We start from the raw sequence: 10,215 nt of genomic DNA on the forward strand, positions 1-10,215 counted from the left end.
CAAAAAAGCCAACTAATTCGCAATAATTTGTGTATTAATTAGTTGGCTAATTTTATACTATTTAATGAATGTCCCTAAATAGAAGTATAGACATAAAATAAAAGGGAAGCTTTCGAGCTTCCCTTTTATTTTATTTATCCTTTTATCAGAAAGGATTATTTCTTCTGACGGTTACCGTAACGGTTCATGAACTTATCTACACGACCGGCGGTATCAACCAATTTAGACTTCCCGGTATAGAACGGGTGAGAAGAGCTGGAGATTTCCAATTTTACCAACGGATAAGTTTCGCCTTCGAATTCGATAGTCTCCTTTGTGTTAACAGTTGAGCGAGACAGGAACATGTCACCGTTTGACATATCTTTGAATACTACCGGACGGTAATTTTCGGGATGAATACCTTTTTTCATTTCGATATTGTTTTTTATTTTTTATTTCGTTTACTATTGCTGGTAACAAATAGCGGTGTAATGGTCTCTTTAATTTTCAGTGTGCAAAGATAGTGCTATTTCTTGAAATAGAAAAAAGTTCGACTAAAAAATAGGTTTATCTCGTTTAATTTCTTTTTTTTGCATCTAAAATCTGTGTATGAATATGAAGAAACTATTCTTTCTGTTGACATGCTGCCTCTGTGCGATGGTTTTGGAAGCGCAAAACGAGAGGCACAACCTGTACAGCGTGGCATTTTACAATCTTGAGAATTTGTTCGATACCATTCATGATGCCGGCAAGAACGACTACGATTTCCTGCCCGACGGCAGTTATAAGTGGAATTCAAAGAAGTATAAGGCAAAGTTGGAAAATATGGCTAAGGTGCTTTCTTCCCTGTCGCGTGACAAGGTACCGCAAGGCCCTGCTTTCATCGGAGTAGCCGAAGTGGAGAATAATCGTGTGTTGGACGACCTCCTGAAACAACCTTCTCTTTCTGCTTACAAATATATTTATTACGAAGGTCCCGACAAGCGCGGCATTGATTGTGCCTTGCTCTACGATCCGCAACGGTTTGACGTGGCTTGTTCAAAACTTGTGTTGTCCGAACCTTATCAGGGAGATACGGTACACTTAACGCGCGGTTTCTTGATTGTGGACGGGCACATGGCGGGTGAGCGTGTATGTGTCATTGTCAACCACTGGCCTTCGCGTGGTGCCCAATCGCCGGTGCGTGTACATGCAGCCCGGCAGGTAAAAGCTCTGGCTGACTCTTTGCGGAATGAAGAACGCAAGCTGAAGCTCTTCGTCATGGGGGATATGAACGACGATCCGATGGATGAGAGTATGCAGACGCTGGGTGCGCGTAAATATAGAAAAGAGGTAGAAAAGGGCGATTTCTACAATCCCTGGTGGGAAACGCTGGAAGACGAAGGGGTCGGTACATTGCTCTATCGCGGCAAGTGGAATTTGTTTGATCAGATTGTCCTATCGAAACCATTGCTGAAAAAGCGTCGCGGATTGCGTTACGACCATCATGAGGTTTTCTATCGCGACTATCTTATTCAACAGGACGGTAAGTATAAGGGGGCCCCGCTGCGTACACATGGCGGCCGCACGTGGTTGAACGGTTATAGTGACCATCTGCCTACCATTATTTATCTGAAGAAATAATCCCGTTTAAGTAGCGGAACATATTCTTTGAACTTGTAACATAGACTTTACAATCTTTTGTTAAAACTCTTCAAACACTTGAAAAATGATTGTTTTTCTTCTGTTTGAGGAGTCTTTTTAGTAGGATTGTCACCCGCTATTTGAACGAGAATGTGTACTTTTGCACAGAATTTGATCACTAACTATAAACTTTTAAACAAAATGGTTAATTACAAAGATTTAGGCCTTGTAAACACAAAAGATATGTTTGCTCGTGCCATTAAGGGTGGATATGCTATTCCGGCTTTCAACTTCAATAATATGGAGCAGTTGCAAGCCATCGTAAAGGCTGCTGTTGAAACCAAGTCTCCGGTTATCCTGCAGGTTTCCAAGGGTGCGCGTAACTATGCAAACCAGACTCTGCTGCGCTATATGGCCGAAGGTGCTGTAGAATATGCTAAGGAACTGGGCTGCGCTCATCCTGAAATCGTGCTCCACCTTGACCACGGTGACAGCTTCGAACTCTGTAAGTCTTGCATCGACATGGGCTTCTCTTCTGTAATGATCGACGGTTCTCATCTGCCTTACGAAGAGAACGTAGCTTTGACTAAGAAGGTGGTTGACTACGCCCATCAGTTTGATGTGACTGTAGAAGGCGAGCTGGGAGTATTGGCCGGTGTAGAAGACGAGGTGTCTGCCGAACATCACACTTATACTGACCCTGAAGAAGTAATCGACTTTGCTACTCGCACAGGTTGCGACAGCTTGGCTATCTCTATCGGTACTTCTCACGGTGCCTACAAGTTCAAACCCGAACAATGCCACGTAGATCCTGCCACCGGTCGTCTGGTTCCTCCTCCTTTGGCATTCGAAGTACTCGATGCCGTTATGGAGAAATTGCCGGGCTTCCCCATCGTTCTGCACGGATCTTCTTCAGTTCCTCAGGAAGAGGTTGATACAATCAACAAGTTTGGCGGCAAGCTGGAAGCCGCTATCGGCATTCCCGAAGACGAACTGCGTAAAGCTGCCAAGTCTGCTGTCTGCAAGATTAACATCGACTCAGACTCTCGTCTGGCCATGACCGCTGCTATCCGCAAAGTATTCGTTGAAAAACCGGCTGAATTCGATCCTCGTAAGTATCTGGGCCCGGCCCGTGACAACATGGAGAAACTCTACAAGCACAAAATTATCAACGTGCTGGGTTCTGACAACAAGTTGGCTAAATAAGTTCTAAGTCTACTCTTTTTAGGTTATACGGAGGAGTAAACTTTTGCCGGAAGGCTATCCAGATAGAGGAAAGCGCTGCTTTCCCAACCAAAAAAGGCTGTTTCCCAAAGCGGAAAGCAGCCTTTTCTCTTTTATAGGGCAAAAAAACGTCCGTCAATCATGCCTGTCCTGACTCTGCGAGATATATTCGAATCGGGTATTGAAACGCATATCCCAATCGATGCCGTCGGCAGCCGTCACTTCCACCACATAACCGCCCGGTTCCTTCTCGACACCATAGATAGATGCTTTGGGGTGCAATTCCTCCACTTTGGCTTCTACCTTGGCATGCAGGATGCCTGTCGGAATCGGACTGAAATGGCACTCGATGTTTGTCCACTCGCCGTCTTCATCGAACTCCAAATCTGTACCGTCGGACAGTTCCACCTGATATTCCTTGTGGCCGTTCTCCTTCTCCTGAACGATGGAAAGGATATCGCCACTATAGAAATAGTTATCAATAAAAGAATGGGCTTTGGCGGGCAGAATGCCTGCTGGCAGTGGATTGAAATGACATTTGATGTTTGTCCACTCGCCGTCTTCATCGAACTCCAAGTCTGTGCCGTCGGACAGTTCCACCTGATATTCCTTGTGTCCGTTCTCCTTTTCCTGAACGATGGAAAGGATACCGGCATTATGGAAATAGTTATCAATAAAAGAACGGGCTTTGGCGGGCAGTTCGCCTAAATCTATTTTCTTCTCATCGTCGTCGCAACCTGACAACATCCATACTCCCAGCAAAATAGGAAGAAACATTAACAACTTTCTTACGTTCATAATCATTCTCCTTTTATTAAAATATTCTCTTTTTTATTCTTCTTTGGCTCGTAATACACGAAAGACGTTGAACTTCCGAATGGTTTTACACCACAAAAATAGGGGTTAATCTGGAAAGAATTGGGAAAATGATGGAAAAAGTTTATCTTTGCCGCACATTAGTCAGTCACATAAAGAAAAGCAACAATATGGAGAAAAAATTTAAACGAACTACCGTGACATCGGCTCTGCCCTATGCCAACGGCCCTGTCCACATCGGTCATCTGGCCGGCGTCTACGTCCCCGCCGACATCTATGTGCGCTATTTGCGCCTCAAGAAGGAGGACGTCATCTTCATCGGCGGAAGCGACGAGCACGGAGTACCCATTACCATTCTTGCCAGGAAGGAAGGCTGCACGCCGCAGGACGTGGTAGATCGCTATCACACGCTGATCCGCGACTCATTCAAGGAATTCGGCATCTCGTTCGATGTCTACGGGCGTACCTCTTCGGACATACATCATCAGACGGCTTCCGACTTCTTCCGCAAGCTCTACGACAAGGGCGAGTTCATCGAAAAAAACTCCATGCAATATTATGACGAGGAAGCCAAGACCTTCCTGGCCGACCGCTACATCACCGGCGAGTGCCCTCGCTGCCACGCCGAAGGTGCCTACGGCGACCAGTGCGAGAAGTGCGGCTCCACGCTGAGTCCTACGGAACTCATCAATCCCAAGAGTGCTATCAGCGGCAGCAAGCCCGTGATGAAAGAGACCAAGCACTGGTATCTTCCGCTGGACAAACACGAAGGCTGGCTGCGCCGGTGGATTCTGGAAGACCACAAGGAATGGCGTCCCAATGTCTACGGACAGTGCAAGTCGTGGCTCGACATGGGATTGCAGCCGCGTGCCGTGAGCCGTGACCTCGATTGGGGTATTCCCGTACCCGTAGAAAATGCCGGGGGAAAGGTTCTTTATGTGTGGTTCGACGCTCCCATCGGCTACATCAGCAATACCAAACAGCTGCTGCCCGATTCGTGGGAGAAATGGTGGAAAGACCCTGAGACACGCCTCGTCCATTTCATCGGTAAGGACAATATCGTGTTCCATTGCATCGTTTTCCCCGCCATGCTGAAGGCTGAAGGTTCGTACATCCTGCCCGACAACGTGCCATCGAATGAATTTCTCAATCTGGAAGGTGACAAGATTTCGACGTCCCGCAACTGGGCTGTCTGGCTGCACGAATACCTACAGGACTTCCCCGGAAAGCAGGACGTACTGCGTTACGTACTCACCGCCAACGCTCCCGAAACGAAGGACAACGACTTTACGTGGAAGGATTTCCAGGCCCGCAACAACAACGAGTTGGTGGCCGTCTATGGCAACTTCGTGAACCGTGCCTTGCAGCTCACCAAGAAATATTTCGACGGGGTGGTTCCCGCCTGCGGCGAACTGACCGACTACGACCGCGAAACGCTCCGCGAATTTGCCGACGTGAAGAACGAGATAGAAAAGCTGCTCGACAACTTCAAGTTCCGCGACGCGCAGAAGGGAGCCATGAACCTGGCACGCATCGGCAACAAGTACCTGGCCGACACTGAACCGTGGAAGCTGGCCAAGACCGACATGCCCCGCGTGCAGACCATCCTGCATATCGCCCTGCAGCTGACGGCTAATCTTGCCATCGCTTTCGAACCGTTCCTGCCTTTCAGCAGCGAGCGCCTGCGCCACATGCTGAACGTGGAAAGTTTCGACTGGGCCAACTTGGGCCGAACCGACCTGCTGTCCGCAGGACACCGACTGGGCACGCCCGAATTGCTGTTCGAGAAGATTGACGACGAAACCATTCAGGCACAGGTGGACAAGCTGCTCGCCACGAAGAAAGCCAACGAGGCTGCTGCCTACAAGGCCAACCCCGTCAAGCCCGTCATTCCGTTTGAAGAGTTCGAGAAGCTGGACATCCGCGTCGGCACCATACTGGAATGTACAGCCGTGCCCAAGATGAAAAAACTGCTCCGGTTCAAAATAGCCGACGGCTTGGAAAACCGTACCATCGTGAGCGGCATCGCCCAGCACTATCGGCCCGAAGAGCTGATAGGCAAACAGGTGCTGTTCATTGCCAACCTGGCCCCGCGTCAGTTCAAGAACGGTCTTGTCAGCGAAGGCATGATACTCTCCGCCGAAGACTATGACGGCTCGCTGGCCGTAACCACCCTGCTACGCGAGGTGAAGCCGGGAAGCGAAGTGAAATAAAGGAATAAGCAGACAAGTTGACAAGGACTTCATGGCCTTTACGATTGAAGACATACAACAACTGATATCAGTCGAAGAGTCCGACTCGTTGGAATTTAAAGAAACGACCGGGCAACTGACTCGGGGAATGGAGACTGGATGTGCCTTCCTGAACTCAGAGGGCGGAGGATATCTTCTGTTTGGTGTGACAGACAAGGGCATCATACGCGGACAAGAAGTGACGGACAGTACTCGACGGGATATTGCAACAGCCATCCGAAAATTTGAGCCTGCCTATACTCCTCACATACAATACGTCTCGTTGCCTTCCTCTTCACGTCAGGTCATCGTAATCCATTTTATAGACCAACTTGGTCGAAAGCCCTATTTATTCGATGGAAAACCATACCGGAGGATTGAAAGCTGCACATCCGTCATGCCCCAACCTCTGTATCATGATTTGCTCCAACGGCAAATCCCCCGCCCTGACTGGAGTGCCCAAATCGTAGATAATGCCACTATCAATGACCTTGATCCGCTGGCTATCCGAAAAGCCAGGGAACTATATACCTCCAAGCACAAGGAAAAGGCGCAGGAAGCAGAAAGCTGGGACGACATGACTTTCCTGAACAAAGCCAAAATAACAGTTAAGGGAAAGATTACCCATGCAGCCATTGTTTTGTTAGGCAAGGAAGAAAGTGGTGCCCTTCTTTCGCCTGCCGTAGCACAGATACGCTGGATACTAAAAAATTCGCAGGGAAATGAACGTGATTACGAGATAAGGGGATGCCCCTTTATCCTGAATGCCGAAGCAATTTTCAAGAAAATAAGAAATCTGAAATACAGGTACATCAATCCGGAGTTTCGAACGTTGTTTCCCGAGGAAGTCGATACGTACGAGCCCTATGTCATACGTGAAGCGCTCAATAATGCCATTGCACATCAGGATTATACGTTGGGAGGGCAAATCAATGTGGTAGAATACGAAGACAAATTGGTCTTTTCCAATAAAGGCAGTTTCATTCCGCAAAGCATCAGCAATGTGCTTGAGAATGATGCTCCCGAAGAAGTTTACCGCAATGCCTTTCTGGCAAGAGCCATGGTAGATTTGCGAATGGTCGACACAATCGGCAGTGGCATTCGGAAAATGTTCAACTTCCAACGCCAGCGATTATTCCCTTTACCCGACTATAATCTGCAAAACAACCATGTACAGGTGACCATCATCGGAAAAATTATCAATATGGAATATGCCAACATACTGGCCAACCACAAAAACCTGACGCTGATGGAAGTGGAAACATTGAACAGGGTTCAACTGGGGCATCCGGTAAGTGACAAGGAAATAGCATGGCTACGCAAAAAACGGCTAATCGAAGGAAGAAAGCCGAATCTGCTCATTGCCAAACATGTGGCACAACAGTTGAACCAAAAAGCCGATTATTCCAACAATAAAGGATTTGAAGACCGTTATTATTGCGACCTGATATTAAAAGCACTGGCCGAACACCATTCCTTGAGCAAGCAGGAAATAACCAAACTATTATGGAAAAAGTTGCCTGATATACTCAATGAAGATCAGAAACGCTCCAAGATTGGCAATCTGCTAACCAAGCTAAGGAAACAGGACAAGATTGTGAACCGTTCAAGAGGCATACATTCCGAATGGTACTTGAAAGAGTGAACAATTTAAGAGCAATTTAAGAGCAATTTAAGAGCAAAAGACCTATTAAGTTTTTGACACACAAGTAAATAAGAAGGAAATACGCCTACAGAAAACAAAATGAAAGAATCTTCACTGAAAGAAAAGACCGCCAAAGGCTTGCTATGGGGCGGGATTGGCAACGGCACCCTACAACTGCTCAATCTCGCCTTCGGCATTTTCCTGTCCCGGCTGCTGACTCCCGCCGACTATGGTATGGTGGGGGCGCTCACCATCTTCTCCGCCTTGGCGGGCATCTTTGCCGAAAGCGGGTTCATTCTGGCCATTGTCAACAAGAAGGAGGTGCACCACGACGACTATAACGCCGTGTTCTGGTTCAACATCACCGTGGGCGGGACGCTCTACCTGCTTCTATTTGCCTGCGCACCACTTATCGCCCATTTTTACCACACGCCCGAACTGGCACCTCTGGCCCGCTTCCTGTTCCTCGGATTTCTGCTTGGTAGTACCACTGCAGCCCCCGTCGCTTACTATTTCCGTAACCTGATGGTGAAGGAACGCAGCCAGATACAGATTGCTGCCATCATCGTGTCGGGTCTTGTGGGTGTCACGTGCGCCTACCGAGGCTGGGGCAGTTGGGGCATCGCCGTGCAGACAGTTGTCTATTCGGGAATGAACGCACTGCTCATTTGGATACGTTTGCCTTGGCGACCCACCTTTTCGTTCAGTCGGAAAGTCTTGTCCGACATGCTTCCCTTCAGCAGCAAACTGTTGCTCACTTCCATCTTCACACATGTCAACAACAACATCTTTTCCGTCCTGTTGGGACGCTTCTATACCCTGCAACAGGTGGGCTACTACACGCAGGGAAGCAAATGGACCACAATGGGCTATTCCACCCTGTCGGGAATGATAAACAGCGTCGGCCAGCCCGTGTTTCGCGAAGCTTCGGACGACCCGGCACGCCTGCGGAACATTTTCCACAAGATGCTACGCTTCACGGTGTTTGTCAGCCTGCCCGCCATGTTTGGCTTGGGGCTTGTAGCCGAGGAACTTATTGTCATCACCATTACGGATAAGTGGCTTCCCTGCGCACTGGTGATGCAAATCCTCTGCGTGTGGGGCGCCTTCATGCCGGTGGCTATCCTCTACTCCAACTTACTAAACAGCCTGGGCCGGCCGAACATCTTCATGTGGAACACCATCGGACTGGGCGCCTTCCAGTTGCTATGTGTGTGGGCAAGCTATCCCTACGGGCTCCACACGATGCTTGTCGTCTTCACCGCCGCCAACCTCCTGTGGCTGGGCGTATGGCAGCATTTCGCCCGCAAACACGCCGGTATCCGCCTGCGGAATGTGCTGAAAGATGTCGCCCCATACCTGTTGGTGACGCTCGCTGTGATGGCGGCCACATGGATGGCTACCCGCGGCATCGGCAACCTATATCTGCGCTTCGGAGCCAAAATCGCAATGGCCACCACGCTGTACGCGCTGCTCATGTGGCGCCTCCGCTCGAAGATATTCTACGAAAGCATCCAATATCTGTTCAAAAAGAAAAAAATCGTATGAAAGAGTGCCCCAAAGTCAGCGTCATTATGCTGGCCTACAACATCAGTGCCTATATAGAGACAGCCATCCGAAGCGTATTGCGCCAAGAGACAAGTTATAACATTCAGCTCGTCATCGCTGAAGATTGCAGCTCGGACGACACTTTAAGTATCTGCCAACGATACAAGCAATTGTATCCAAACCAAATAACATTGGTGGAACATGAAAAAAACGTAGGACTCCAACAGAATTTCATGGATGCCCACGCACACTGCCAAGGGGAATATATAGCCATCTGTGACGGAGACGACTACTGGATATACAAAAAGAAGTTGCAGTGTATGACCGATTTCATGGACAGCCATCCCGAATACGCCATTTGTTTCCATCGCGTCATTAACTATTACGAAGAAGATCATAGCAAAAGTTTGTCGAATAGCGGGCAGAAAAAAATTACCACCATCCACGACTTGGCATGCAGCAACTATATCACCAATTCTTCTTCCCTCTTCCGCCGTACCTACTATCTCCAAGTGCCCCAATGGTTCAGCCAAATAACCTCATGCGACTACGCCATGCATATGCTCAACGCACGTTTTGGGCTCATCTACTATTTCAAAAGGCCGATGGCGGTTTATCGGAAACATAGTGATGGCATTTGGAGCGAAGTCAACAGACAAAAGCGTTTCAATATGGGAATAACGGTACGCGAATATCTTATCGACTATTTCAGGGAACAAGACGCCAAAGTATATGAGTTGCTGCGCGACACTCACACCCGCTTTAGCCTGAATGAACTGTACCACTGTCGTGAAGCCGGCCTAACTGATGCAGCCGAAGAAACAGAACGGCGCCTGCTGGCCCTGCGCCCCGAATGGGATCACAACGAAGTGGAAAAACGGCTCCGCACATTGCCCCCCCCCCGAAGCGGATAATTTGGAAATGCCGCGCCTTCGGCTTGCTGAAGAAAGCCCGCGCCATCTGCTCCTATTTCATCCCATTGCCCCGCATCCGCTAAATGCCGGAGTACATTTTCCGACCGGAAATTTCCATTATAATTTTTAAGACATGCAATTTCCATGCGGAAATTCCCCTTTTTCCTGACTTCGTCAACGTGTCACCCAAAAATCGTCAGAGAACAGAGGTGCGATGCGTTGATGACGTTTCATG

The 10,215-nt window shown here is 48.5% G+C and carries 8 protein-coding genes; 6 read left to right on the plus strand and 2 right to left on the minus strand.

Going from position 1 to position 10,215, the window contains the following annotated elements:
* Window positions 1-155: 155 nt before the first annotated feature.
* Window positions 156-410: a type B 50S ribosomal protein L31 gene (locus tag Q0Z70_RS11840; protein WP_298074787.1), complete on the minus strand. Its 255-nt coding sequence runs from the start codon at window positions 408-410 to the stop codon at window positions 156-158.
* 184 nt (window positions 411-594) lie between these two features.
* Between Q0Z70_RS11840 and Q0Z70_RS11845 the strand changes: the two genes are divergently transcribed.
* Together Q0Z70_RS11845 and Q0Z70_RS11850 are read left to right on the plus strand one after the other, a co-directional pair.
* Window positions 595-1,602: an endonuclease/exonuclease/phosphatase family protein gene (locus tag Q0Z70_RS11845; protein WP_298074789.1), complete on the plus strand. Its 1,008-nt coding sequence runs from the start codon at window positions 595-597 to the stop codon at window positions 1,600-1,602.
* Between the two features lie 201 nt (window positions 1,603-1,803).
* Window positions 1,804-2,808, plus strand: a complete 1,005-nt coding sequence (locus Q0Z70_RS11850) for a class II fructose-bisphosphate aldolase (protein ID WP_298074791.1) — start codon at window positions 1,804-1,806, stop codon at window positions 2,806-2,808.
* 153 nt (window positions 2,809-2,961) lie between these two features.
* On the opposite strand, the gene Q0Z70_RS11855 is transcribed toward Q0Z70_RS11850, so the two are convergent.
* Window positions 2,962-3,624 (minus strand): PepSY-like domain-containing protein, encoded by a 663-nt coding sequence (locus Q0Z70_RS11855; protein ID WP_298074793.1) that lies wholly within the window; start codon window positions 3,622-3,624, stop codon window positions 2,962-2,964.
* Between the two features lie 188 nt (window positions 3,625-3,812).
* On the opposite strand from Q0Z70_RS11855, the gene metG reads away from it, so the two are divergent.
* The 4 genes from metG (at window position 3,813) to Q0Z70_RS11875 (ending at window position 9,980) form a co-directional block, all read left to right on the plus strand.
* Entirely contained in the window at window positions 3,813-5,855 is a 2,043-nt protein-coding gene (gene metG, locus Q0Z70_RS11860; RefSeq protein WP_298074794.1) for a methionine--tRNA ligase, read from the plus strand.
* Between the two features lie 31 nt (window positions 5,856-5,886).
* A complete protein-coding gene (locus Q0Z70_RS11865; RefSeq protein ID WP_298074796.1) occupies window positions 5,887-7,518 on the plus strand; it encodes an RNA-binding domain-containing protein in 1,632 nt (543 codons plus the stop codon).
* A 99-nt stretch (window positions 7,519-7,617) separates the two neighbouring features.
* Window positions 7,618-9,066 (plus strand): lipopolysaccharide biosynthesis protein, encoded by a 1,449-nt coding sequence (locus Q0Z70_RS11870; RefSeq protein WP_298074797.1) that lies wholly within the window; start codon window positions 7,618-7,620, stop codon window positions 9,064-9,066.
* Window positions 9,063-9,980 carry a glycosyltransferase gene (locus Q0Z70_RS11875; RefSeq protein ID WP_298074799.1) on the plus strand — a complete coding sequence of 306 codons (918 nt, stop codon included), beginning with the start codon at window positions 9,063-9,065 and terminating at the stop codon, window positions 9,978-9,980. Before Q0Z70_RS11870 ends, Q0Z70_RS11875 begins: the two co-directional genes overlap by 4 nt.
* Window positions 9,981-10,215: the final 235 nt, after the last annotated feature.

Origin of the sequence: uncultured Bacteroides sp. (assembly GCF_947632445.1) — a bacterium.
Taxonomy (GTDB): Bacteria; Bacteroidota; Bacteroidia; order Bacteroidales; family Bacteroidaceae; genus Bacteroides.

Coding starts and splice junctions, on each gene's coding strand:
- Q0Z70_RS11840 (WP_298074787.1), bottom strand. CDS start 410: ATGAAAAAAGGTATTCATCCCGAAAATTACCGTCCGGTAGTATTCAAA.
- Q0Z70_RS11845 (WP_298074789.1), top strand. CDS start 595: ATGAAGAAACTATTCTTTCTGTTGACATGCTGCCTCTGTGCGATGGTT.
- Q0Z70_RS11850 (WP_298074791.1), top strand. CDS start 1,804: ATGGTTAATTACAAAGATTTAGGCCTTGTAAACACAAAAGATATGTTT.
- Q0Z70_RS11855 (WP_298074793.1), bottom strand. CDS start 3,624: ATGAACGTAAGAAAGTTGTTAATGTTTCTTCCTATTTTGCTGGGAGTA.
- metG (WP_298074794.1), top strand. CDS start 3,813: ATGGAGAAAAAATTTAAACGAACTACCGTGACATCGGCTCTGCCCTAT.
- Q0Z70_RS11865 (WP_298074796.1), top strand. CDS start 5,887: ATGGCCTTTACGATTGAAGACATACAACAACTGATATCAGTCGAAGAG.
- Q0Z70_RS11870 (WP_298074797.1), top strand. CDS start 7,618: ATGAAAGAATCTTCACTGAAAGAAAAGACCGCCAAAGGCTTGCTATGG.
- Q0Z70_RS11875 (WP_298074799.1), top strand. CDS start 9,063: ATGAAAGAGTGCCCCAAAGTCAGCGTCATTATGCTGGCCTACAACATC.